The organism is [Clostridium] celerecrescens 18A, assembly GCF_002797975.1.
Classification (GTDB): Bacteria; Bacillota; Clostridia; order Lachnospirales; family Lachnospiraceae; genus Lacrimispora; species Lacrimispora celerecrescens.
Window position 1 is genome coordinate 3387518 of record NZ_PGET01000001.1, and the last position, 24983, is coordinate 3412500.

General features: G+C 43.7%; 18 protein-coding genes, 3 tRNA genes and 1 rRNA gene (1 of these 22 cut by a window edge). 4 read left to right on the forward strand and 18 right to left on the reverse strand.

Annotated elements, in window-relative coordinates; all coding sequences use genetic code 11:
• Nucleotides 1-16 precede the first annotated feature (16 nt).
• Both H171_RS15395 and H171_RS15400 read right to left on the reverse strand, forming a co-directional pair.
• On the reverse strand, nt 17-928 hold the full coding sequence (locus H171_RS15395) for a carbohydrate ABC transporter permease (RefSeq protein ID WP_100305944.1): 912 nt from the start codon (nt 926-928) through the stop codon (nt 17-19).
• Nucleotides 929-938: 10 nt separating this feature from the next.
• On the reverse strand, nt 939-1901 hold the full coding sequence (locus tag H171_RS15400) for an ABC transporter permease (protein ID WP_100305945.1): 963 nt from the start codon (nt 1899-1901) through the stop codon (nt 939-941).
• Between the two features lie 313 nt (nt 1902-2214).
• Here H171_RS15400 and H171_RS15405 point away from each other — a divergent pair, with 313 nt between their 5' ends.
• Nucleotides 2215-4455: a helix-turn-helix domain-containing protein gene (locus H171_RS15405; protein ID WP_100305946.1), complete on the forward strand. Its 2241-nt coding sequence runs from the start codon at nt 2215-2217 to the stop codon at nt 4453-4455.
• Between the two features lie 153 nt (nt 4456-4608).
• On the opposite strand, the gene H171_RS15410 is transcribed toward H171_RS15405, so the two are convergent.
• The 5 genes from H171_RS15410 to H171_RS15430 form a co-directional block, all read right to left on the reverse strand.
• Nucleotides 4609-4681: transfer RNA gene (locus tag H171_RS15410), tRNA-Gln, on the reverse strand.
• A gap of 393 nt (nt 4682-5074) precedes the next feature.
• On the reverse strand, nt 5075-6790 hold the full coding sequence (locus H171_RS15415) for a glycoside hydrolase family 2 protein (RefSeq protein ID WP_100305947.1): 1716 nt from the start codon (nt 6788-6790) through the stop codon (nt 5075-5077).
• A gap of 44 nt (nt 6791-6834) precedes the next feature.
• Nucleotides 6835-7680 carry a carbohydrate ABC transporter permease gene (locus H171_RS15420; RefSeq protein WP_100305948.1) on the reverse strand — a complete coding sequence of 282 codons (846 nt, stop codon included), beginning with the start codon at nt 7678-7680 and terminating at the stop codon, nt 6835-6837.
• A gap of 4 nt (nt 7681-7684) precedes the next feature.
• The gene (locus H171_RS15425) at nt 7685-8596 is read right to left on the reverse strand and encodes a carbohydrate ABC transporter permease (protein WP_100305949.1); all 912 of its coding nucleotides are present in this window, start codon (nt 8594-8596) and stop codon (nt 7685-7687) included.
• 160 nt (nt 8597-8756) lie between these two features.
• On the reverse strand, nt 8757-10103 hold the full coding sequence (locus H171_RS15430; protein ID WP_100305950.1) for an ABC transporter substrate-binding protein: 1347 nt from the start codon (nt 10101-10103) through the stop codon (nt 8757-8759).
• Nucleotides 10104-10318: 215 nt separating this feature from the next.
• Here H171_RS15430 and H171_RS15435 point away from each other — a divergent pair, with 215 nt between their 5' ends.
• From H171_RS15435 to H171_RS15445, 3 genes are read left to right on the forward strand one after another with little or no spacing between them, the layout of a single operon-like run.
• The gene (locus tag H171_RS15435; RefSeq protein ID WP_100305951.1) at nt 10319-12100 is read left to right on the forward strand and encodes a sensor histidine kinase; all 1782 of its coding nucleotides are present in this window, start codon (nt 10319-10321) and stop codon (nt 12098-12100) included.
• Nucleotides 12094-13620 carry a response regulator transcription factor gene (locus tag H171_RS15440; RefSeq protein WP_100305952.1) on the forward strand — a complete coding sequence of 509 codons (1527 nt, stop codon included), beginning with the start codon at nt 12094-12096 and terminating at the stop codon, nt 13618-13620. Before H171_RS15435 ends, H171_RS15440 begins: the two co-directional genes overlap by 7 nt.
• 1 nt (nt 13621) lies before the next feature.
• Nucleotides 13622-14734, forward strand: a complete 1113-nt coding sequence (locus H171_RS15445; protein ID WP_100305953.1) for a glycoside hydrolase family 88/105 protein — start codon at nt 13622-13624, stop codon at nt 14732-14734.
• A 99-nt stretch (nt 14735-14833) separates the two neighbouring features.
• On the opposite strand, the gene H171_RS15450 is transcribed toward H171_RS15445, so the two are convergent.
• The 11 genes from H171_RS15450 to H171_RS15500 all read right to left on the reverse strand — a co-directional run.
• Nucleotides 14834-14906 (reverse strand) — tRNA-Gln (locus H171_RS15450).
• An 80-nt stretch (nt 14907-14986) separates the two neighbouring features.
• Nucleotides 14987-16456, reverse strand: coding sequence for an anti-sigma-I factor RsgI family protein (locus H171_RS15455; protein ID WP_100305954.1), 1470 nt, complete (start codon nt 16454-16456; stop codon nt 14987-14989).
• Nucleotides 16457-16464: 8 nt separating this feature from the next.
• On the reverse strand, nt 16465-17043 hold the full coding sequence (locus H171_RS15460; protein ID WP_100305955.1) for an RNA polymerase sigma factor: 579 nt from the start codon (nt 17041-17043) through the stop codon (nt 16465-16467).
• Nucleotides 17044-17119: 76 nt separating this feature from the next.
• A complete protein-coding gene (locus H171_RS15465) occupies nt 17120-18298 on the reverse strand; it encodes a cation diffusion facilitator family transporter (protein WP_100305956.1) in 1179 nt (392 codons plus the stop codon).
• 19 nt (nt 18299-18317) lie between these two features.
• Nucleotides 18318-19064: a tRNA pseudouridine(38-40) synthase TruA gene (gene truA / locus H171_RS15470; protein WP_100305957.1), complete on the reverse strand. Its 747-nt coding sequence runs from the start codon at nt 19062-19064 to the stop codon at nt 18318-18320.
• The gene (locus H171_RS15475) at nt 19015-19509 is read right to left on the reverse strand and encodes a VanZ family protein (protein ID WP_100305958.1); all 495 of its coding nucleotides are present in this window, start codon (nt 19507-19509) and stop codon (nt 19015-19017) included. Before H171_RS15475 ends, truA begins: the two co-directional genes overlap by 50 nt.
• A gap of 181 nt (nt 19510-19690) precedes the next feature.
• Nucleotides 19691-20302: a L,D-transpeptidase family protein gene (locus H171_RS15480; protein WP_100305959.1), complete on the reverse strand. Its 612-nt coding sequence runs from the start codon at nt 20300-20302 to the stop codon at nt 19691-19693.
• A 106-nt stretch (nt 20303-20408) separates the two neighbouring features.
• Nucleotides 20409-21005 carry a cytidylate kinase-like family protein gene (locus H171_RS15485; protein WP_100307547.1) on the reverse strand — a complete coding sequence of 199 codons (597 nt, stop codon included), beginning with the start codon at nt 21003-21005 and terminating at the stop codon, nt 20409-20411.
• A gap of 219 nt (nt 21006-21224) precedes the next feature.
• A complete protein-coding gene (locus tag H171_RS15490) occupies nt 21225-22217 on the reverse strand; it encodes a serine hydrolase domain-containing protein (RefSeq protein ID WP_207655197.1) in 993 nt (330 codons plus the stop codon).
• Nucleotides 22218-22620: 403 nt separating this feature from the next.
• Nucleotides 22621-22693, reverse strand: a tRNA-Gly gene (locus tag H171_RS15495).
• A gap of 93 nt (nt 22694-22786) precedes the next feature.
• Nucleotides 22787-24983, reverse strand: a 23S ribosomal RNA gene (locus tag H171_RS15500); it runs 693 nt beyond the window's last position.

Sequence of the window (24983 nt, forward strand, 5' to 3'; positions counted from 1 at the left end):
ATATGTTTTTACACGATCAGCCCTTGATAGAACCAACCATAACTCCCTTTGCAAAATGCTTCTGCAGGAACGGATAAATAACCAATACCGGCAGGGTGGATACGATTATGACACCGTACTTGATCAGTTCTGCTGCCTTCTGCTGTTCTATGATGCTGTCCACATCACCGAGACCGGAAGCTTGATTCTGAAGCAGAATGTTTCTTAATGTAAGCTGCAGCGGATACAGTCCCTCATCTCTTAAGTAGATCAAACCGTTCATAAATTCATTCCAGTGAGCCACACCATAATAAAGAATAAGAACCACTACAATCGTTTTGGACAAGGGAAGTACAATGCCGAAAAAGTATCTGATATGGCTGCACCCGTCTATGGATGCCGCTTCGTACAGCTCTTCCGGTATATTATTGCTGATATAATTAATGGCAATAATCAGGTTGAATACATTAATGGCCGGAAGCAGAACCATGACCCAGGGAGTATTGTACAGATGCAATCCGTTCATCCACAAGTAGGTAGGGATCAGCCCTCCCTGAAAGTACATGGTGAACATCACAAACAGGGTAAGCATTTTTTTTGCAAAGAAATTCTTTCTGCTTAAGGGATAGGCTAGCATCATAGTCATAACAACGTTGATGGTGGTTCCTACAACCGAATAAAAAATGGTGTTGCTGTAAGAGCGCCAGATTTTAGTATTTTCAAAAATTTTCTCATAACCAGTAGTATTGAATCCCACGGGCCAGAATGACACCTGGCCGTTGTTAATGGCAACCGGATCAGATACTGATGCGATCACAATAAAGTATAGCGGATACAGTACACATACGGTAACCAGGGCTAGAATAAGATAATTAAAGATATCAAACAGGCGGTCGGCAGGCGCCTGGGTTTTAAAGCTTCTGCGCAGTCTCTTTTTTTTCAGTGTCATTTCATCCTCCTTACCACAAGCTGTTATTTGTCGTTTTCATTGCAATGCGGTTGACGGTGACCAGAAGCAGGATGTTGACCAGATTGTTAAATAAATTGATGGCCGCAGAATAACTATATTGTGCATCTATCATACCAACTTTATAAATGTAGGTCGATATGATTTCACTGGCCGCCAGATTCTGTGCGTTCTGCATCAGATAGGCCTTCTGGAATCCCAGGTTCATCACCTTGCCTACTTCCAGGATCAGCATCATCACGACCGTGGGTAATATGCCCGGAATGTCAATATGCCAGATTCTTTGCCACTTATTAGCTCCATCCACCTGGGCCGCCTCATATAGATCCGGGCTGATCCCAGCCAATGCCGCAATGTAAATGATAGCGCTCCAGCCTGCGTTCTGCCAAATTCCTGATATGACGAACGTCAGTTTGAAATACTTTGCATCTCCTAAAAAGAAGACCGGATCCCCTCCTAACATCTGGATCACCTGGTTAATGATTCCGTTTCTCGGTGATAAAAATATGTACAGCATACCGGTTAAAACAACGATTGATATGAAGTGAGGACAATACACAATGGACTGTACAAATTTTCGGAACTTATGATTCCTTACCTGATTCAGCATGATTGCCAGAAAAACCGGTATGGGAAAACCCAGCACAATTTGTAAGAAGCTTAATCCCAGCGTGTTCTTAATTAACGGCCAGAATTGAGATGATGAAAAAAATCTGTGAAAATGCTTGAAGCCGCACCACTGGCTCCCCAAAATTCCGTCTACCGCTTTAAAGTCCTTAAAGGCAATCTGCACCCCATACATGGGTATATAATGAAACATAATAAAATACAAGACAGGAACCGTGCATAATACCAGGAGCTGCCAGTCACGCCTAAGCGTCTGTTTCACCCTGTAAATCCCCGGTTTCCTGAATACGGGTCCGACCGTGTTTATCGTGTCAGTTTTCCCCCTCATTCCCTGAGACCTCCTCCGTGATTTATTTGTCAGACCCCAGTATAGGAGAAGTCCCGGAACTTTTCAATTCACATTTTTTGCCTTTGGTAGGTCTCCTACCCGATCATCTTTTGCCGTATCTTATTTCAGGCCCACATAGTTGCCATTTTTTGCGTCTTTGCAGAATTTGTACTATATTTTATAAGGCTTTCCAACATTTTTTATCCATCTTTCCAACATGCACTTTTCCATTCTTATCTCTTTGCTTGAAAGTGTTGTGCATTTACCATATAATAAATATTGTTAAATACTAAAAATAAGGCGGTATGATCTTATGCAGAAACATACAAAAAAACGAAAATTCGGAGAGCACTATATCCGCTATCTGATTTCCTATATGACGGTTCTTTTAATCCCTCTTGTGATTCTGACCTTCTTCTATTCTTCCCGTTTCATGAAGAAATTCTATGATGAAATTTATGAAACCGTGGATTTGGAGCTGCTGCAGATCTGCACTCAACTGGATAACGAGCTGGAGTCTATGGAGAACATCGTGGGGCAGATCACTTTGACAGGCACCTTGAATAAAGCTTCCGAGTCAGACTCTCCCCTGGCCTTAAGACCGATCATCACCTATCTGTCGGCACTGACTACCGCCAACCCCTTTATCCAGGACATAGTCCTGATCCTGGATGGAAAGGAATACGTCACCACCAGCTCCACAACCTGTCAGAAGGACTATTACTTTAACCGGATTCTCCAGGTTCCAGGAATGAATTCCAGGGAATTTCATGACCTGCTGCAAAACAGTACCTCTTCCTTCTGCCTTCCCCAGCAAAAGCTGCTCAATTTAGACATCAGCCCTGCGGAGGCAAGGGTAGTTTTATTCTCTTATCCCCTATTTACCGATTACCAAAAACACGAGGGAACAGTACTTTTTTATGTAAAGAACAGTTCCATTGAGGCACTTTTAAGCCAGAAGCTTAAAAGCTATCAGGCACAGATCTATATCCTGGATCAGAATGGTGCCGTTGTTACCACCTGGGGAGACCAAGATGTAATGCGCGACAGACTGGGCCGCTTCCTGGGAGAATCCTTAACCCTTTCTGCTGCAGAACGGATCGGTGGAGAGGAATACGTTGTCCGCACCCATCGGTCAGGAAGGAATAACTGGACGTATTTGGCCTTTATTCCGGACAGGCAGACAACCTTTTCTCAGGTAAATTCCATCATGAGAGAATTTTTGATGGCCATCGTGGTAATCCTGCTTCTTGCCAGCTTTACCATTTTCTTTTTACAGAAGGTAAATTATGCGCCCGTTCGACGCCTTCAGGACAGGGCAAAGCTGATTTCCCCTGATGGGGGCTCCTCGGATGAACTGGAGACCATTGCCGATGCCCTGGACTATTTATCCATTCAGAACAGTTCTCTGTCCACACAGCTTGCAAACAGCCTTACGGCTGTAAAAAACCAACGGCTGTACCGACTGCTGAGCGGAACTTATGCGTCCAGAGAAGATTTCAACCTGGACTGTTCAGAGCTGGACCTCTCTCTGCCAAATGGGTATTTTACAGTCAGCATCATGATGCTGCATACGCCGTCAGAGAACTTAAGCGGGTTGGCCCAGGAAATAAAAAAGCAGTTTTCTGTTCCTTATATTTATTATTACTTGCAGAACTTTTATCCAGATCAAATTGTTTTGCTGGTAAATCAGCCAGAACGTTCCCTCGTATCCACCAAATTCTTTGCAAACGTACAGAAATACCTGTCTAAAAAATACGGACTTATAACCACCATTGGAATCGGTCAGCAGGTAGATAGCACACAGCGCATTGCCCAGTCCTATATGGAAGCAGTCAGCGCTCTGGATTACCGGTTCGTAAAGGGCAACGGCACTGTCATTGAGTTCCGGGAGGTGCTGGGACCGATCCATACAACAGTTTTTTATCCCCATAAAGAATTTGAAACCCTGCGAAACGCGTTGCTCTCTCATAATGAGCAGAACATAAGGGAAGCCATTCAGAACATCATAAATTTCATGGAGCAAAGCCAGCTTCCCTTATATCTGGCCAGAAGCATTTGTTTTGACTTGATCCATCTGGTCAACGAGCATTGCCGGGGGCAAAAAAACGCGGCTTCCAATTCACCGCTTGAACTGTCCGGCATGGAAACCGCTCAGGAAATAATCCGGCTGCTTCATACCTGGAGTGAAAACCTTCACGGACTTACAACAGCCGCAGGAAAGCGAGTGGTTCTTGAAGAGATCATAATTTACCTCAATGAAAACTGCCTTCACTGTGATTTTTCCGTTTATGAAGCCGCTGGGCATTTCGAAATGACGCTGCCGGCCTTCAGCAAGTTCTTTAAAGACCGAACAGGGCAGAACGTGATGGAGTATACTATTCGCCTGAGGATGGAACGGGCAAAGGAACTTCTTCGTACAACGGACCTTCCCATAAAAGAAATTTCCGAAGCGGTAGGATACTATAATATCTCAAGTTTTACAAGACGCTTTAAAATAAACCAGGGGGTCACGACCAGCGAGTACCGGAAGATTTCGTCAGAAGAAACATAGTGGTTGGTATATGGAAAAAAAGAAATATCTTCTTCCCTTTACAAAGATTCTGAGAAAACATATACAAACGAACAGCAATACGCTTATCAGAGTGCAAATAAAAAAAAGTCTATAAATACAAGGATTGTCCTTATACATATAGACTTTCTTTACCTGGGCTACAAGGATTCGAACCTTGAAAATGACGGAGTCAGAGTCCGTTGCCTTACCATTTGGCGATAGCCCATTAACACAACAAATGAGATTATACAAGATTTTTCTTTATTAGTCAAGCTTTTTTCAGCTGTTTTATCTTGTAAATATTAAAAAAATACAGTTGATTAGTACAGTTGAATAAAATAAATACAGAGAAATTATATATTCTAATACAATAATGGAAACAAAACAAGATGAGATCCTGTCCTGCAATGTTTCAAAGTCGGTACTTAAAAAGCTGGCCTCATTAAATCTCTTAAATTACATTGTATGCTTTGTCTTTTACCAATAAAATATACTCCTACTTATAGCAAACAGTTTTTATAATTAAAGCTGTTTGCTATAAAAGAAGCATATGGGATGGTCGCACCCGGCTTCAATTATACATTCCATATAAGAGATTGTCCGGGCGGCAGAAGATTTTTTATTCGTAAATTTTCTTTCCAAAGATCTTTTCCAGTTTTTCAAGCGGAAGCTTAGGCGTTCTGTCTTCCCTCAGCAGACCATTTGTCTCCTGCATGACATCCGTAAGCTGCGTATAACAGAAACCAGAAAATTTTCTGCTTTTAATCAGGAAATCCGTAATTGGCTCCAGACGTTTTAAAAATTCCTCTTCGCTTCCCACCTTATTGTAATATCCCCAGCCTTTCTCTTCAGCAGAAAAAGCAATGCCGCCATACTCTGTCATCAGAACAGGCTGCCCCAGATACTTCTGCCCATCCGCCAGAACAAAGCGGCGTTCCGCATAGCTATTAAGGATATCTTCCAGACAATCATATTTTTCTTCGGTTTCCGGCATCAGTTCATAATCATGTAAGGCCAGAATATCGGTATGCCCGGTCTGTTCCCAGCCGTCGTTTCCACTGACCGGTCTGGTTTTATCCAGAGCTTTGGCCTGATAAAACAACATATTGGAAAAGCTCTGCTGGCTCTTATCCGTTTTTATGTTTCTCATTCCCCAGCTTTCGTTCGCTGTCACCCATGTAATGATGGATGGATGGTTATAATCCCGTTCAATGAATTCAGCAAGCTCTCTGGAGGTACTTTCCACAGTATTATCTGTATACATATAGCAGCTTGGCATCTCTCCCCATACAAGAAATCCCAGTTTATCGGCCCAGTAGTAATATCTTGGGTCTTCAATTTTCTGATGTTTTCTGGCCCCATTAAACCCCATGTTTTTTGAAAGCAGAATATCCTTCCGGATGGATTCCTCATCCGGAGGTGTGAGAAGACTTTGACTCCAATACCCCTGATCGAGAACCAGCCTTTGATACAACACCTCTCCGTTTAACAGAATTCTCCCATTTGAAACGCAGACAGACCGAAGACCAAAATAACTGGTTACCTTATCATTTTGAAGAGTTACTTCCATCTCAATCAAATTGGGCTTTTCCGGCGTCCATGTCAGCTGATCCCGGCGCAGATCCAAGTCCGGCAAAGCCAGAATTCCTTTTCCATAGCCGTTTTCACAGGATATTATCAAACTGCCCAGATCCATTTCCATAACGCCTTCTGCAGGAAGGCTATGAAAGGAAACCTCCGCGGTCACACGCTCCATAGAGGAAATAAAGATTTCACATAATGCTTCATTACGTTCCAGATCCGGAGTTGCCTTTATTCGTTTTATATAGGGTTTTCCCGCATATTCCAGCCAAACACTCTGCCATATCCCAGTTGTCGGAGTGTACCAGCAGGCAAAATTTTCACCTGTCCATGTCTGCTTTCCTCTCGGTTTATCCGCGTCACTGTAATCCATGACTTTAACCGTAATGATATTCTTTCCTTCGGAAACCAGTCCGGTAATATCTGCCTCAAAGGGAGTGTGGCCTCCTCTGTGGCCGCCTGCATAGGTTTGATTGATATAAACCTCTGCTTCATAATCCACAGCTCCAAACTTTAAAAGCAGGCTCTTTTCACTTAATCTGCCTTTTTCCACAACAAACTCTTTCCGATACCACACAATATGGTGGACCCTAGTATCACCGATTCCACTCATTTCGGACTGATAGCAGAACGGAACCTGAATTTTCCGGTCAAATACCGGTTGATCAAAGGAAAAATCCCATTCTCCATTCAGATCCATCCAATCTTCCCTTTTAAAATCAGGTCTTGGATAATTTTCAATGACCATCATCATTCTCCTTTGGATTTTCTAATTTCAACTTTAGACAAAGCTTTGTATTACCCCTTTAAACCGGAAGTACTGATGCCTTCCACCAGGTATTTCTGCAAGCAGATAAAGATAATGACTGCAGGCAGGATTGATAAGGTTGCCATTGCAAACATCGCGCCGTAATCGGAGGAAGAACCCGGATCACAAAACAACTTTAAGGCAAGGCTGACCGGATATTTGGCAGACTCATTGATATAGAGCAGGGCGGAAAGAAAATCATCCCATCTCCACATAAATGAAAAAATACTGGCCGTAATTAACGCCGGTGATATTAGGGGCATAATGATCCTTGAAAATATGCCATAATAAGAGCATCCGTCAATCTTGGCTGCCTCGTCAAGCTCACGAGGGATTCCATCTATAAAATTAATCATCATGTAAACAAAGAATCCCTGAATCGCAAAACAATAAGGAAGAATTAAGGGTTTATAGCTACCTACCCACCCTAATTTCTGATACCACAAATACTGTGGTATCATCAGAACCTGAGCCGGAAGCATCATGGAAAGCAGCATAGCCACAAACAAAGCTCTTCTGCCAAAAAATCTGCATCTTGCCAGGCCATAGGCCACCAAAGCCGAGGAAAAAACAGTTCCCAAGGTTGCTGCAACGGCTATAAACAGGGAATTCTTAAAAAAAGTTGCAAACGTAATCTTTGCAAAGCCTTTCCAGCCATTGGTATAATTGGAAAGCACAAATTTTTCCGGAATCAGCTGGCCTGCTGTCAGAAAGATGGTATTGGTTTCCTTAAAAGAACTCATAACCATCCAGACCAGAGGATAAATCATCACAAGTCCCAAACCGCAGACAATTACATGGTAAAAAATTTTTCCTGTTTTTCTTTTGGTTTTCATCTGTCTACACTCCTTCCGAATAAACCCAGAATTTCTTAGTTGCGAACAGAATCGCTGTAATAAGGCCTATAATTCCCAGCATTACCCAGGCCAAAGCTGCCCCGTATCCGGTATTATAGAACTCAAAGGATTGCTGGTACATATAAACGGTATAGAACAAAGTGGAGTTCAGCGGTTTTCCCTGGGTAATAATAAAACACTGTGTAAATGCCAGGAAACCGTTGATCATCTGCATCACCAGATTAAAGAAGATGGTGGGTGTTAAAAGAGGCAGAGTGATCTTGAAAAACTGAGAAAATTTATTAGCGCCATCTACTCTGGCAGCCTCATAAAGTGTTACAGGAATCTGCTTTAAAGATGATAAGAAAATCAGCATAGAAGAACCAAATTGCCAGACTGCCAGGATAATAAGGGTCCAGATGGCCGTATTCTTATTTCCAAGCCATGCAAAGCTGGTCTGAATCCCCATAATACTTAAAAGGTGGTTGACCACACCATCGGTGGCAAACATCCGCTTCCAGAGAATGGCGACTGCCACAGAACCTCCAATGATGGATGGAAGATAGTAAGCCGCCCGGTAAAAGCCGGTTGCCTTTGTTGTATTAAGCAAAAGCATGGCCACCATAAGTGCAAAGATCAAACGCAGAGGGACAGATACTAAGGCGAAATAAAACGTGACCCCTATGGTTTGAAAAAATACTTTATCATCAGTAAACATCTTTATGTAATTTTTCAGTCCTGCAAAAACAGGCGGTGACAAAATGTTGTAATCACATAAAGAATAGTAAAAGGATATTCCCATAGGCACCACCATGAACAACAGAAAGCCGATGATAAACGGAAGACTGAATACCACTCCTGCTGTACTTTCTTTGTTAAGGAAATGCCTGAGGCCTGCCCCTTTGTTGTCTTTCATAGACGTCCTCCATTCATGGATAAAAGTTTACTTAGTCGGGCGGATATTCCCAATCCGCTTCGCTGTTTGTTCACAGCGTGCCTGCTTCACCAGGCACAAGTAAGTCCCCACCCATCACTTATGCCTTTCCGGCATTGAAAGCGGGGACTTACCTGACTTATTATTTTTTGTTCATGATATTATTAGCCCCGTTATAGAATTCTTCTGCGGCTGTAGCTGCATCATATGCTCCGTAGCACAGCTGTTCCTGAACCTGATTTAACAGATTGGAAACCTCACTTGCGCCATCTGGCTGGGGTGGATTGATCGGAGAACAATTAGGGGTTACAACCTCATTGATATAACGGATCACTTCCTGGTCCACATCACTCATCTTAGGTGCAAGCTCACCGGAAATAACACTGGAGGCCGGAACTCCTCTTTCCCCCAGCAAAATGTTGTTTGCCTCGCTGGAATTCGTTAAGAAGTTGAGAACCTTAACTGCTTCTTCCGGATTCTTTGTATGAGCGCCGACAGAGAAAAACATGCTGGATTTTAAATAACCGGATTTCTTGGGATCTGCTGACGGCCAGGTGGTGATACCGATTTCCATCCCCTCCGGAGCTGCTTTTTGAATAGCAGTCAGCTGATTAGAGTTATAAAACGCACACCAGGACATGGTTTCAGGGCCTGAGCCGTAAACCAGAGGTTCCTGTTCCACGGAACCGATGGAAAGCTCTGCAAATACACCTGGATCAATAAACCATCCTTCCTTAATTCCCGTCTCATACATCTGGAAAAATGGAAGATAATCATTAACGGTTCCGCCCATATTTTTGTCTCCATAGAGAACAACATCATAGCTTCTCATAAAATAATCAAGATAGGCTCCCGCATTATAATAAGCAATGTTTGTTTTATACCCCGTCTTCTCGTAAACCTGGCGACACACATCCATGAATTCATCCGTGGTCATGTAATCCTTAATTTGAATGCCGTTTTCCTCCAGCAAAGTCTTATTATACAAAAGAGAAGGCGCATTAATTCCCGCACAGATTGCATAGACTCCGCCATTCACCGTACCGCTTGCTATGGTATTTTCTGAAATATTAGAGACATCCAGGGTTCCATCTTCAATATACGGTTTTAAATCTACCAACAGTCCGTTTTTTACATATTGATCAATGAACGAGTAATCCATCTGAACAAGATCCGGAATCGATTGTCCTGCTGCGGAAGTAGCCAGTTTGTTCCAGTAGTCAGACCACTCGGAAAACTGTCCTTCTATGGTTATCCCCGGGTTCTGCTCCGCGTATAAGTCTAAGGCAGCCTGAGTTTTCTCGTTTCTGACCTGATTTCCCCACCAGCTCATGGTCAGCTTAGCATCCCCACCTGCACTTGCTGCGGTAGTGTCTTCTGCAGCAGAACCTGCCGTAGTATCTGCAGTTGTGGATGTGCCGCCTCCGCATCCGGCAAGTGAAGCTGCTGCTATGGCTGCCGCCAATAGTAACGCAATTCTTTTCTTCATGAAACCTTCCTCCATTCATTTACTTTTGCTGTATCAAGCGTCTTCATTATACTTCCCACGATTATTCCAGTAAATGAGTAAAACCGGGTTCCAAGTTGAAAAAACCGTGTTGTCTGTATAATTTGAATAGTTCTTTTCCATAACCGGTTGTTTTACTGAAATGTTTTCTATATAATTTACCTGTCATCAGTTCAGAACGCGAAAGGCGGCCCTTTATGAAACAGTTTATTAGAAATCTCTCTTTAAAAAAGAAGATTCATTCCATTGTATTTCTTTGCATTATCCTTTTGGCTTTTATTTCACTCTTCAGTATCCACTTGGTTTCCAAGGCCCATCAAAAGGTGCTCTATCAATCTGTGGCCTCATCCTTGTCCTATACTGCCAAAGAACTGAATAACCGTCTGGATAATATTTCCACCATGGCTGATATGTTTCTGGCTGATACCATTATTCAAAATGGACTTGGGACTTTAAAGGATTCTCCCAGCGTTCAGGACCGTTCCATTGCATACAAAGCTCTTTACGGAACTTTAAATGAATATTATTTTACCTTCCGAAAAAACAATATTAACTATATGAGTCTTTATCAAGACCGTTTCTCCATTCATACCCATATTTCGGCGGAAAATATTCTTCCGGAATCCGTCATTCAGGACCTTGTCACAAGAGGGGAAGAGGCCAAGGGACGTACTCTCTGGATTACCGATTACAGCGAAGAATACGGCCTGTTTATGGTCAAGAACTTACGCCGGTCGGAATATTTAAGTCTTGATTCCCTGGGAACGCTTGTTGTCAGCTTAAATATAAACGGACTGGTAAAAGCTGCCACCAGTACCAGCCACTTTTACGATGACACCCGTTATATCCTTTACGGTCAGGAGGACTTAATCTATAATTCCTCCAGTTTAAAAGCCGGTGAAATGTCACTTTTTGATAACTTTTTCCATTCCAGATATGGTCTTGTAAATCCCGATGGAAACAGCTTCTTTTACGTAAAAGGAATCATACCGGAATTTGACTGGGATTATGTTTGTCTGATTCCATATGGCAGCATCGCGGATTCTCTCCGTACCAGCTTAAAAATCTGCCTCACAATCATTACAGTCTCCATAGGATTAGCTATCCTGCTCTCATCTGCTTTGATTGACTCTATCACAAGGCATTTTGACAATCTGATTTTAAAGATGGAACGCTTTGCGGCCGGGCAAACCGAAACTCCGCAGATTTCCTACGATTACAGCAAACGTACCGATGAATTGGGCATTCTTCACGCCTGTTTCGACCAAATGGTGGATAAAGTAAACCAACTGATCCGGACCAACTACTTAAACGAAATCCTTATAAAGGAAGCTCAGCTAAAGGCCCTGGAGACCCAGATGAATCCACACTTTTTGTACAACACCCTGGAATCCATCAACTGGAGGGCAAAGTCCATTGGGGCAAAAGATATTTCTTCCATGACGGAATCCCTGGGCACGCTCCTTCGCATTACACTGGACCAGAAGCACAAGGAAGTTCCTTTATGCCGGGAACTGGAACTTGTGCAATGTTATATGACAATCCAGAAATACCGCTATGAAGACCGGCTGGAATATGAGATATCAGCTCCCCAAAATCTTTTCCAATGTGCTGTACTGAAGCTAACCCTCCAGCCGCTGGTGGAAAATGCCATCCGCTATGGATTGGAGGAGAATACGGAAGAATGCCGGATTCAGATTGTTGCTGAAACAGACGGTTCTACCCTCTTTGTTTTTGTTAAAAATAACAGTTCCTTCTTTGAAGAAGACCTTTTAAAGAAACTAAAAACCCATAAAATAGAACCTCATGGTTTCGGGATCGGACTTTTAAATATACTGGACCGAATGGTGCTTACTTATGGAGAGGGCTACGGGCTTACTCTCTATAATGAGGAAGACCAGGCCGTTGCCCAGTTGTCTTTTCCCCTCAATCCAACGCCTGAAACCGCTTCTGATACGAAAGGAGAGTGCAAATGCTGAAATTAATTATTGCCGATGATGAACGAATGATCCGGGAGTCTATTTCCTCTCTTATTGATTGGAACAGCCTGGGCATCGAACTGATTGGAACCTGCCGTGACGGTATTGAAGCCTATCACATGATTCTCGATGAATCGCCAGATATCGTTATGACTGATATACGGATGCCTGGCCTGTCAGGATTAGAGCTGGTAGAACGGATTTCCCAGGCCGATATGGATACCCAGTTTATTCTGTTATCCGGCTTTGGAGAATTTGAATATGCAAAGCAGGCGATGAAATACCGGGTCCATCATTATCTTCTCAAGCCATGCAACGAGGAGCAAATCATGGAAAGCATGCGGGATGTGATCCGGGAATACTATCACCGCCAGGCATTTCAGGATCTAAAAGAACGCCAGAAAGCGCTGACCGCCAATCTGCACCACAGCATTCTGGCAAATATTATCAACGAACAGATTTTTCTGCCTGAAGCGTCAGAATCTACCTGGAATGCCTATTCCGGATTTATGGATTTTTATAATACGGGATATGAATTGTGTTATCTCCACTATCTGGAAGAAGATCATTTTATCTCTGTCTTAAGCCACATTTACGATTACATGGCCGAACATGCACCTGGTATAGAACTATACAGCATTTATGTAAAGAACTCCCTGATTCTGTTTTTCGAAGGATATCAGGTCTCTTATGATAAATACGATTTATTTATGCACAGCTTAAATCCGAAGGTGCAGTCAGTGGAATTAGATTATAAGCGTTATACCTTTTCCAGTCTGGGAAAGCTTTTAGAAACCATGATTACAAAAATCAAACGTTACGGAATCATCTATTTTATGAATGGACTGCAGCCAGTCCCCACCTGTAATTATAAAAATTTGATATCTGAAATAGAAGAGCTGACCACGCTTTTAATTGAAGCAAGCGGCTCAGCGCTGAAATCATATCAGGAGGAACTTACTGCAATTTTAAATGACATCAGCAATCCCGATTTTTTAAAGCAGGCAGGTTCTAGGATACTGATTAAATTTGCCACAGAAAGCAACTACCTATCATCCGTTGATACCACGGAGTATCTGATGGATTTAAACCAGCAGACTGAGGTTGGCAGCATACGCGCTTTGCTTTGCGAAAAGCTTAACGAGATCTTAAAAGAGCCGTCCACCCTTTCCCAGCGCTACAGCCCTTTTATTGAAAAGGTTATGCAGTATGTAGAAGAACATCTGGATAATCCCAATCTTACATTAAAATCCATTGCAGAAAATTATCTGTTTATGAATGTGGATTATGTAAGCAAACGGTTCAGCAAGGAAACGAAACAAAAATTCTCAAACTACATCACCATCCTGCGCATCCAGAAAGCCAAGCAATTATTAGCAGAAGGTCATACCGAACAAATTCAATGGATCGCTCAGCAGGTAGGATGTGGAAATAACCCCCAGTATTTCAGCCAGATTTTCAAAAAAAATACGGGGATGACACCTAGCGCATATGCAAAAAAGTTAAACGGAGGAGAATGACATGACAAACAAGGAATTATTGCCGAAAATCCATCTTGTAATGGACAAGCTAATGAACTTAGGAGGGGCTGACTATGAAAATGACCGCTCTGTCGGTAAGGAAGAGGCAAGCCGCGGCATCATTGCCAGAGACTTTGGGATCGAAGAATGGGACTGGCCTCAGGGTGTAGGACTTTATGGTCTTTTAAAGCTTCAGAGATTTTACGGAGATAACCGTTACTTAGAATTTTTTGACAGCTGGTTTGAGAACAATTTAAAGAAAGGACTGCCCAGTAAAAATATAAATACGACTGCCCCTTACCTGGTTTTAGCCGAACTGCTTGATGATCTTAAAAACCCGGAATACGAAAAGCTATGTCTGGACCACGCCCACTGGCTGATGGCCGGACTTCCCAAAACAAAAGAAGGCGGTTTCCAGCATGTGGTGACTGCCATCGGAGACCGTAACGGCGTCCTGTTAAATGATGGAGAAATGTGGATTGATACATTATTCATGGCAGTTTTGTTTTTAAATAAAATGGGCCATCGTTTCCAGGATCAGGAGTGGATCGGTGAGGCTCTTCATCAGGTATTATTACATATCAAATACTTATATGACAAGCATACCGGGTTATTCTATCACGGCTGGAGTTTTATGCTAAATAATAATTTCGGAGGAGTCTTCTGGTGCAGGGGCAACTCCTGGTTTACTTATGGTATTCTGGAATTTATAGAGTCCTACGAAGGTACTCTTGACCAGGGACTTCTCACTTACCTGACAGATACCTTTAAAGCCCAGGTGAATGCTCTGACAGGCTTACAGGCTCCTTCTGGTTTATGGCATACCGTTCTCACTGATCCTTCAAGTTACGAAGAAGTATCTGGCTCGGGAGCAATCGCCGGTGGTATTTTAAAAGGAATTAAAATGGGGATTCTTGATGAATCATATCATGACTGTGCAGACCGGGCTGTTAAGGCGGTATGTAAAAACATAGGTGAAGACGGAACCGTGTTAAATGTATCCGCAGGAACCGGGATGGGCTATCATGAAGATCATTATAAAAACATTACCATTCGCCCCATGGCCTACGGACAATCATTGGCTTTGATCTCACTGGTCGAAGCGTTGAATTAATAGCTAATCAGATATTCGAAATCCGCGCCCCTGCTTAATGAGGTTAAATATACATACAAAAAAACCAGTAAATCTTACATTTACTGGTTTTTCATATCACTGGGCTACAAGGATTCGAACCTTGAAAATGACGGAGTCAGAGTCCGTTGCCTTACCATTTGGCGATAGCCCATCAGTGCAACGAATGTATTATACTATAGCTTTTCATTCTGGTCAAGTACTTTTTTACACTTTATTTCCAAAAACAAACCATCAGGAAGAGCTTCCTGATGATACAGGCTCTTCCTGATTTTTTGTTGTATGAGGCTCTTCCTGGGAACCGTTTTTCCCGGTTTCCGTCGCATTCTTAGTTGTCTCAGGCGGGCTGCTTTCCTTGGCAGGGTCCGTCTGCTCTGTTTGTTTCGTTTCTTCGCTCTCTTCTTCTGTAATATCCGGATCTGCATTCCCATCTCCGATCACAGGAGTCTCAAAGATCCCCTTTACAGTTGTCTGCTTTCCTATTTTAGGTGAAATGCCACCCAGAGTGAAGGTATATTCCATACCACCCTGCAGTCCTGTCACTTGAATCTCACAGGAATAGGAATCCGTATCTCCTACCTTGGCGGAATAGGTATTTCCATCTCCATCTTTCACTGAGACCGTAGGATTTTTCCATTTTACTTTGGTTTTAAAATAAACCATCACAACGCCGTTGTCGTAATCCACATAGTCGACTTTCACATTTTCCGTCGTTACGACTTCCGCTTCTGAGGTAGTCTCTTGCGCTGTAGTCGCTTCTGTGGCGGCTGCTGGCTGGGTTTGGGTCGCCTGTGTCGGTGCCTGGCTTGTCGTTTCTGATGAAGAGGCTGCATTGTTTGTTTCATCCGCCGCAGAACTCTCCGCTATGGTTTCAGGCACTGTTGCTGTGGCAGCCTGGGTTGTTTGCGCCGGGGTTGTCTCTTCCCCCGCTTCGGTCTTACCGCTCACTGCATAAGAACGTTCCGTTATTACTTTTGCGATCTCCTCCATGGTGAGAGGCGCCAACGCCTTCATATCATCCATGGAAAGAGAATTGTTCTGCAAAATAAGCTCCCTCAAAAAATAAGCTTTTCCATATGAAATCTTATATTCCTCTGCCAGCTGTTTTACTTCATCCTCTTCCATGACCTGCTGGTCATAGACCACCGCCTTCAGCTGTTTTTCCTCCAGCGTATTCCGGATGTCATTCACCACCGCATAGCGCAGGCCCTGTGCCTTGCTGATGCTGTCATTGGATACAGTAACAAGGATCGCATTATCCAGCTGGCTTAGATAGCCGTGGGTCACCATAGAACCGATCACGGCGTTTACTGCCGTGTTCAAATCCACTCCTTTTAGATCCATGTCCTGCATGATACCTTCCCCATCTTCATTAAGGGCCTTTGCCTCCAGGACTTTATTCCTTTTATTCACAGATAATTCCACGCTTGGATTTACATCTATTCCGATTACAGAATCCACTTTCCCATTGTGATAAGTATATGTTCCTCCGGCCAAAGCGATTATGCAAAAACATGCAGCCACCAAAGTTGCAATGACCCTCTGCCTCAGGAAGAAAACGGAACGTTTATCCTTCTCTGCCTTTATCTGAGGCGTACTCAAGTCAATTCGTTCCAAAACATTAGGAGTCAAATCCCCGGCCGCAGATTTTAAGCAGGCTTCAATCTGTTGTCTATTCAATTGTCTGCGATTTAAATCAGCCATCTTAAAGCCTACTCCTCTCTCAAATAATTTTCCAGTTTTTTCATAGCACGGTTATATCTGGAAAGAGCTGTAGCCAAAGGAATCTTAAGGCTGGCGGCGATCTCTCTGTGCTTCATACCTCCGGAGGTATGAAGTAGAACGATCTCCCTTTCCTCTTCCTTAAGAATTTGAAGAGCGGCAAGAAGAACCATCTTATCAGCTGCCATCTCAATTTCAGGGCAGACTTCTCCTGTTTCCGCTCCGGTTAAATCCTCCAGTGTCACATCCGAATCATGCTTTTGCTCACGGAATTTCATATAGCACAGATTCCGGGCGATGGTAAACATCCATGCCAAAGGCTTCCCCTGGGATTTATAGCCTGAAGCAGAAGTCCATATCTTTAAATATACCTCCTGCATGATCTCCTCCGCATCCTGGGGGTGCCTTACAATAGACAGGATAAAGCTGTATATCGTCCGGTCCGTATTCTGATATAGCTGCCGAAAGGCCTCCTGGTCCCCAACCGCAACTTTTTTAAGAAGCTCTTCGTCGCTCAAACGGCCGTAATCCTCAGGTCCGCCAAGGCTCATCAATCCCATAAATAACATGGATCCGATTTCCTTTCTACTATGTTAATGCGAATTACTGTCATCTTATTGCATAAAATGGAAAATTTTTATTACCTTATTTTTCCACCCCAAAACCGCTTTCCGCCGTTATGATCAGACAGCACCGCTTATCTATTTCAGTTACCTTTTTCGTGACTTCTTCCTTTAGCCGATCCTTTTTTTTCCTGTCATATTCCCTGGGCACCACCAGATCAAAGATCAGATTGATCTGGCTTTTTCCCTCTACCATACGAAAATCGTGGAAAGAAATCCTGGAATCTATTTCCAGCAGCACATTTTTCACCATGTTACCAAATTCCAAAACCCTGGAATCTTTTGTCTCTACCGGGTCCATGTGGATTACCAGAAATATTCCAAACTTTCTTACTGCTTCCCTCTCAATGGTATCAATGATTTCATGGGACACTTCTATGTCAACATCATTAGGTACCTCTGCATGAATGGAGGCCATGCTTCTGGAAGGGCCATAGTTGTGTACAATCAAATCATGACTCCCTATAATTCCATCGTAGCTTTCTACAAATTCTGTAATCTCAACATAAAGTTTGGGATCAATAGGCTCTCCGATGAGAGGAGTAAGGGTATCCTTGGCAATTTTCACTCCTGCCCACATGACAATGACAGAAACCGCTATCCCTATGATTCCGTCAATATTCAGACCCCATATGCCATAAACAAGGATTGATACGATCGTGGCAGAAGTGGTGATGACATCTCCAAGGGAATCTGCCGCCGTAGCTTTCATGACTGTGGACTGGATTCTTTTCCCAAGAGTGTTGTTAAAAAACGCCATCCAAAGCTTGACGCAAACAGATAGCAATAAAATGGCAACAGACACAGCCTTAAACGTCATCTCTTCGGGATGAATGATTTTTCCAATGGACGTTTTTAAAAAGGAAAAGCCTACCTGAATGACCAAAAAGGCTACGATAAAAGCAGCAATGTACTCCATTCTTCCGTGCCCAAAGGGGTGGTCTTCATCGGCTGGTTTTCCGGCCATCTTTACCCCTATAAAGCCAATGATAGAAGAAGCAGCATCAGAAAGGTTATTAAAAGCATCTGCCGTAACAGAGATACTGTTCACCAGCATTCCAACCAATAGTTTTGCGGTGAACAAAATTACATTGCAGCAGATGCCTACGATACTCGCCATAAGCCCATAACGGGTCCGTACCTGAGTATCCTCTGTCTTTTTATAGTCCTTAACAAATGTCCTAACCAAAAAATCTGTCATAGTACTCCTTTTTCAGTCTTTACTCTTTATAACATACCTGTTCGAGAAACAGTCCTTCCGGCGGCGCCGTATAGCCCGCCTCATTTCGATCCTTTGCATTTAGGATTTCCTTTATCTCTGCCGCTTTACGCTGTCCCAATCCCACTTCGATCAGCGTCCCCGTTAAGATCCTGACCATATTATATAAAAAGCCGTTTCCCGTAAATCGTATCAGAAGCCGGCTCCCCTGCTGTTCAAATTCAATCCGTTTTAAAACCCTGACTGTAGATTTCTTCATTTTCCGGTTGGCACAAAAGCTTTTAAAATCATGTTCACCTATAAGAAAGGACGAAGCCCGTTCCATGGCCTCTATATCAAGCTCCTTAAATAAACCATAAATATACTTTCTTTCAAAAACCTGCTTTTTTTCTCCCATGTCGATCCGGTACAAATAGGTTTTTTCCTGGGCGTGAAGGCGGCTGTGGAATCTCTCAGCCACGCACTCCACGGTTTTTATCCGGATATCTTCTGGAAGATACTGGTTTAAATATTCTCTGATCTCCTCTGAGCTCATCCCGGTATTCCCATGAAAATTAGCGACCTGGGCCAATGCATGAACACCTGCATCCGTTCGTCCCGAACCATGTACTTCCGCTGCCTGTCCCAGCATACGCTCCAAGACATGTTCGATCTTTCCCTGTATGGTCTGATCCGTATTTCCCTGTTTCTGCCATCCATCATAACGGCTTCCGTCGTATTCCAGGACCATTCGATAATTTTTTATCATATTGTTTTCGACCTCGTCTTCTATATCTGAGCAGCAAGGCAGCAATTAATATTCCAAAAGCCACTCCTGCGCAATCCAGCCACACATCAGATATCTGACCGGAACGCCCCCTTACCCCAAGCTGAATGGTTTCATCTGCAAACGGTACCATAAACCCAGCTATTAATCGTAGAAAATATCTTCTCTCCGCCGGGAAGCCAAAGGACCTTATACAGCCGTACAGCAAAATCCCCAATAAGGTATATTCTGTGAAATGCCCCGTTTTACGGATGATGTGCTCTGTAAGCCACCTTGTGCTGAATCCCATGGATCCAAGTGATTCCTGTGCCACCCGAAGCACCCATCCGCTGTCAGCCGATGAGATATCCGACGGCTTCATGGAATTTGAAAATATGAACAGGATAAAAAGAATGGTCAATGCCGTCCATATTGCTTTCTTTTTCATAACCGTTTCCTCAAAATTCCGCCTTTCTCCACCATTTAGGCGGCCTGAGTTTCATTTCCTCTATCTTCCATAATTTATCATAATTTCATCTATTATAGTACAACAGCCGTTATAATACAAGGATAGGCATTAAAAAAATCCCCAAAAACGGCCTAAAACCGCATATTTGGGGAAATTCCTTTTATGGTCCAATCGTAACCGGTACGCCTAAATTACAGTAACTCCACAATACATCCATATCGCTGTTGTCCACTGCAACGCAGCCGTGAGTGGTTCCGTCAGGAACCCTGCAGCCGTGAATCTCAATGGCTCCTCCCAGAGGAGTATCCCATGGTGGCTGCTGCCCTGCCAAATTGGCCTTTATTATTTCATCTCTTTGAGCCTCGGTGATAATGCCGTCTGCATATCCTCTTTCTGCATCCTTTATACCCGGATAGGAAAGTCCCAATGCCAGATATGCTATGCTCTTATCATTTCTTGTACATACATAGAACTCCCCGCTGGGTGTTCTCATGTCGCCCTCTACTTTCTTATTTCCTTCCGCTGAGGCAGCGCCCATGGAAACCGGGTATTCTGCAATTAAAACACCATTCTGCTTTAATGTAAGCGTCTTTGTTCTCTTGCTCACATATATGGTCACGTTATTGGTCGAACCGGTATTGCCGGAGGTAATATTGGCACCGGGACCGGACACCGGCTCTGCGTACCCAGTAACTTGGGAAGATACCGCCAAAACGATGACCAGAACGGCTGAGATCAGACACCTATATCCTTTTCCTAACCATTTCATCATTCTTAACTCTCCTTTTTTGTTACATTATACCATCCATTTTGGAAACTATCATTTACAATATTCTTACATTTCCATCCAAAATTATCCTTTTCATAATTCCTTTTATTTAAAGTAACCCCTGCAAATAAGACAGCGCAGAATTTAAACAGCCTTCTACTCCTACCAAACTGCTTTCCAGACAAAGGTGGTAATTCTGTGCCTTGCCCCATTCACAACCGGTATAATACTGGTAATAATCTCTTCTCTTTTTGTCTATCTCCCTAATTCGTTCTTCCATCAACTCAGGGCTGACGCCTGTCTCAAGAGAGTTCAGCCGTTTAATCCGTTCTTCCATTCTGGCATATATAAACAGATTAATGCTGCTTTCAAGCACCCTGTCCGCACAGCGCCCTACGATGATACAAGGTCCCTCTTCTGCCAGTTTTCGTATCACACAGGACTGGGCCAGAAAAATTTGATCTGACATGGAAATCTCATAAATTGTAGAGAAGGGAGTATAATGGAGCTGCTCTAAGGATTCCTGCTGGACAGGGATATGCTCGTCGTAATGCAGAAATGCTTCCTCCTCCAGATCACTTACTTCTGCAGATAAAGAAATCAGATCCTTATCATAAAATGGAACGCCCAGCCTTTCAGCCAGCTTCATGCCCAACTCTCGTCCGCCGCTTCCAAACTCCCGGCTAATTGTAATCACCTTATCCAACATATGCTCCTCCTTATCTTCTGCTGAGTAATTTCCGAGAATCCTCTTCTACCCATCATAGTTTCTGTATAGCAAGATATCTACAAGGCTGTCAAATGGGCTTAAATCTCCTGTTAATATATCTGCATTTTACCACATTCTTAAATACCTGTATACCACATTTCAGCTCTACTTATTCATACTTAAGCCGAATCGCAAAAAAAGTATTGGGTAACGCACTCATTTTGTGAAATTGTTAAATATCTTTTTTAAAAGTTCCCAGACGTTATCACCGTAATTACTTACCAAAACGATCATCAGCCTTTTATCTGCATCATAGCTGGAAATAAAACTGACACCTGGATCACAGCCTTGAAAATATGGGCTGTAACCCTTATCCAGCTTTTTTAACCAAATGCCGTAACCATAGCATTGCGCATCTCCGCTATGATTTGCCATCATAGCCGTCGCCATCTCTGGCGAAAGCAATTGGCCGGAAATCAAATGCTCCCAAAATAAGCTTATATCATTTACTGTTGTAAAGGCGCCGCCTGCACCTGTACCTTTTGCGTCCACGCTGAAAATATTAGTGCGGTAATCATCACCTTTCTCATTGTAAATATAATTTACCGCACATTTTGCAGGCAGTCTGTCCAATTCATAATACCCGGTGCTAACCATACCGCAAGGAGCAAATACATTTTCTCTCAGATACTCATCAAACACTGATCCTGTTATTTTTTCAATTATCATAGCCAGCACGACAAAGCCAGTATTATTATATTGAAACCTGCTTCCCCGCGGATACATCATTGGCTTATCAATAAAAAGCGGTAACAGGTCCTTATTTGAGCGTATCTTATAGTTTGGAAAATCTCTCCACAGTTCTTCATAGTCACTCATAACCCCTTCATCAAAGTAATCCGGTATTCCAGAAGTATGGGTTAGTAATTCCTCTATGGTTATTGTACCATCTATGTCCTTTAAATGAAAATTGAAAATATTTCCTATTTCATCATCAAAATTGAGCAATCCTCGTTCTATCAGCTGCAATATTCCAACAGCTACAAAAACCTTTCCTGCAGATGCCGTCGCAAATTTTGTATCGTTTTCATTTGGAATCTTATTAGGTAAATCCGCATACCCAAATGACTTCTGAAAAACCGTTTCATTACCTATTTGTATGAGCACACAGCCCCTGAAGTCCATACCGATCAAGTCCTTTATATCCATATACGCATGATTCCTTTCTGCTGGTTTTTTTGTAATCTTTCCTCAGTATAACATAAGTACATTAAAAATGAAGCATCCCAAATTCAATCATTTCCCCATAAAAAACAGATCTCCATAACTGGAAATCTGTTTATGTTCCTTAAAATTGGGCGAGTGAAAATGGGGCCGAACATTACCGCCGCAGAATCTATGTAAAATATAAGAAGAGCACATTCTTTGACATTTGTCCGCAGCTTGTCCACCAGTTCATTTGATTGCCGTATAATCATAGAGAAATTAACTTATGACCTTACAGCAAAGGAATCGTAATCTGTCTTCAGCTTTTCTCAGCTGCATTCAAACTGTAAATACAAAAATATAGCGAAAACCTTAGTAAATTAAGGCTTTCGCTACATATAAAAAAAGCGCGAGACGGGACTCGAACCCGCGACCCCGACCTTGGCAAGGTCGTACTCCACCAACTGAGCCACTCGCGCATATCTCTTCTTTACTTTTGAGACATATACCCTCAAAACCACACATTGCTACATATCTATCTTCATCCGTTCTTTCCTCTTACCTAAACCAACCTGGTTAAGCCCTCGACCTATTAGTGACAGTCAGCTGCACATGTTGCCATGCTTCCACCTCTGCCCTATCTACCTCGTCGTCTTCAAGGGGTCTTACTCTTGCGATGGGATATCTCATCTTGAGGGGGGCTTCACGCTTAGATGCCTTCAGCGTTTATCCCTTCCCGACTTGGCTACTCTGCTATGGCTTTGATAGCCAACAGATACACCAGAGGTCAGTCCATCCCGGTCCTCTCGTACTAAGGACAGCTCCTCTCAAATATCCTACGCCCACGCCGGATAGGGACCGAACTGTCTCACGACGTTCTGAACCCAGCTCGCGTACCGCTTTAATGGGCGAACAGCCCAACCCTTGGGACCTACTACAGCCCCAGGATGCGATGAGCCGACATCGAGGTGCCAAACCACTCCGTCGATGTGAACTCTTGGGAGTGATAAGCCTGTTATCCCCAGGGTAGCTTTTATCCGTTGAGCGATGGCAATCCCACTTTATACCACCGGATCACTAAGTCCTAGTTTCCTACCTGCTCCACCCGTCGGTGTCGCAGTCAAGCTCCCTTATGCCTTTGCACTCTTCGAATGGTTTCCGTCCATTCTGAGGGAACCTTTGAGCGCCTCCGATACCCTTTCGGAGGCGACCGCCCCAGTCAAACTCCCCGCCTGACATTGTCCCCCAGCCAGGTCATGGCTGCAGGTTAGAAATCCAATACCGCAAGGGTGGTATCCCAACATCGGCTCTGATAAGACTGGCGTCCTATCTTCTCTGCCTCCCACCTATCCTGTACATGCAGTACCGAATCCCAGTATCAAGCTGGAGTAAAGCTCCATGGGGTCTTTCCGTCCTGGCGCAGGTAACCAGCATCTTCACTGGTACTTCAATTTCACCGGGTGCATTGTTGAGACAGCGCTCAAATCATTACGCCTTTCGTGCGGGTCGGAACTTACCCGACAAGGAATTTCGCTACCTTAGGACCGTTATAGTTACGGCCGCCGTTTACTGGGGCTTAAATTCAGAGCTTCGCGTTGCCGCTAACCCCTCCTCGTAACCTTCCAGCACCGGGCAGGCGTCAGCCCATATACCTCACCTTTCGGTTTTGCATAGACCTGTGTTTTTGCTAAACAGTTGCTTGAGCCTATTCTCTGCGGCCTGGTTTCCCAGGCACCCCTTATCCCGAAGTTACGGGGTCATTTTGCCGAGTTCCTTAACAATGCTTCTCCCGCCGGCCTTAGGATTCTCTCCTCATCCACCTGTGTCGGTTTACGGTACGGGCACATATCACACAATAGCGGCTTTTCTTGACAGCCCCTACGAAGACTTCCCTACTTGTGTTCGGTACGCGTCACACCTTCCTGTTGCTGGGTGGATTTGCCATTCCAGCCAGTCCAGTGCTTGCCCCGGTCTTTTCATTCCCGGGTTCTTCTTCGGTTCTGTGTCCCCACAGTTCTGATGATATGCGGTACAGGAATTTCAACCTGTTGTCCATCGACTACGTCTTTCGACCTCGCCTTAGGCCCCGACTTACCCAGAGCAGATCAGCTTTACTCTGGAAACCTTAGATATTCGGCCTGGAGGATTCTCACCTCCATCTCGCTACTCATTCCGGCATTCTCTCTTCTTAACACTCCACATCTCCTTACGGTAATGCTTCTGTGCGTTAAGAATGCTCCTCTACCAATGTATTTACATACATTCCACAGCTTCGGTGTCGTGTTTTAGCCCCGGACATTTTCGGCGCAGGACCTCTCGACTAGTGAGCTATTACGCACTCTTTGAATGTGTGGCTGCTTCTAAGCCAACATCCTAGTTGTCTGTGAAATCCCACATCCTTTTCCACTTAACACGCACTTTGGGACCTTAGCTGGTGGTCTGGGCTCTTTCCCTTTTGACTACCCAACTTATCTCGTGCAGTCTGACTCCCGTACATCATCTGGCCGGCATTCGGAGTTTGATATTCTTTGGTAAGCTTTGACGCCCCCTAGGAAATTCAGTGCTCTACCTCCGGCAGACTAATACGAGGCTAGCCCTAAAGCTATTTCGAGGAGAACCAGCTATCTCCGGGTTCGATTGGAATTTCTCCCCTACCCACACCTCATCGCCACCCTTTTCAACGGATGTGCGTTCGGTCCTCCATTTCCTTTTACGGAAACTTCAACCTGGACATGGGTAGATCACCCGGTTTCGGGTCTACCTTTACTG

Excerpts from the sequence above, each read along its gene's own strand:
- H171_RS15395 (WP_100305944.1), bottom strand. The coding sequence starts at position 928 with ATGACACTGAAAAAAAAGAGACTGCGCAGAAGCTTTAAAACCCAGGCG.
- H171_RS15400 (WP_100305945.1), bottom strand. The coding sequence starts at position 1,901 with ATGAGGGGGAAAACTGACACGATAAACACGGTCGGACCCGTATTCAGG.
- H171_RS15405 (WP_100305946.1), top strand. The coding sequence starts at position 2,215 with ATGCAGAAACATACAAAAAAACGAAAATTCGGAGAGCACTATATCCGC.
- H171_RS15415 (WP_100305947.1), bottom strand. The coding sequence starts at position 6,790 with ATGATGATGGTCATTGAAAATTATCCAAGACCTGATTTTAAAAGGGAA.
- H171_RS15420 (WP_100305948.1), bottom strand. The coding sequence starts at position 7,680 with ATGAAAACCAAAAGAAAAACAGGAAAAATTTTTTACCATGTAATTGTC.
- H171_RS15425 (WP_100305949.1), bottom strand. The coding sequence starts at position 8,596 with ATGAAAGACAACAAAGGGGCAGGCCTCAGGCATTTCCTTAACAAAGAA.
- H171_RS15430 (WP_100305950.1), bottom strand. The coding sequence starts at position 10,103 with ATGAAGAAAAGAATTGCGTTACTATTGGCGGCAGCCATAGCAGCAGCT.
- H171_RS15435 (WP_100305951.1), top strand. The coding sequence starts at position 10,319 with ATGAAACAGTTTATTAGAAATCTCTCTTTAAAAAAGAAGATTCATTCC.
- H171_RS15440 (WP_100305952.1), top strand. The coding sequence starts at position 12,094 with ATGCTGAAATTAATTATTGCCGATGATGAACGAATGATCCGGGAGTCT.
- H171_RS15445 (WP_100305953.1), top strand. The coding sequence starts at position 13,622 with ATGACAAACAAGGAATTATTGCCGAAAATCCATCTTGTAATGGACAAG.
- H171_RS15455 (WP_100305954.1), bottom strand. The coding sequence starts at position 16,456 with ATGGCTGATTTAAATCGCAGACAATTGAATAGACAACAGATTGAAGCC.
- H171_RS15460 (WP_100305955.1), bottom strand. The coding sequence starts at position 17,043 with ATGTTATTTATGGGATTGATGAGCCTTGGCGGACCTGAGGATTACGGC.
- H171_RS15465 (WP_100305956.1), bottom strand. The coding sequence starts at position 18,298 with ATGACAGATTTTTTGGTTAGGACATTTGTTAAGGACTATAAAAAGACA.
- truA (WP_100305957.1), bottom strand. The coding sequence starts at position 19,064 with ATGATAAAAAATTATCGAATGGTCCTGGAATACGACGGAAGCCGTTAT.
- H171_RS15475 (WP_100305958.1), bottom strand. The coding sequence starts at position 19,509 with ATGAAAAAGAAAGCAATATGGACGGCATTGACCATTCTTTTTATCCTG.
- H171_RS15480 (WP_100305959.1), bottom strand. The coding sequence starts at position 20,302 with ATGATGAAATGGTTAGGAAAAGGATATAGGTGTCTGATCTCAGCCGTT.
- H171_RS15490 (WP_207655197.1), bottom strand. The coding sequence starts at position 22,217 with ATGGATATAAAGGACTTGATCGGTATGGACTTCAGGGGCTGTGTGCTC.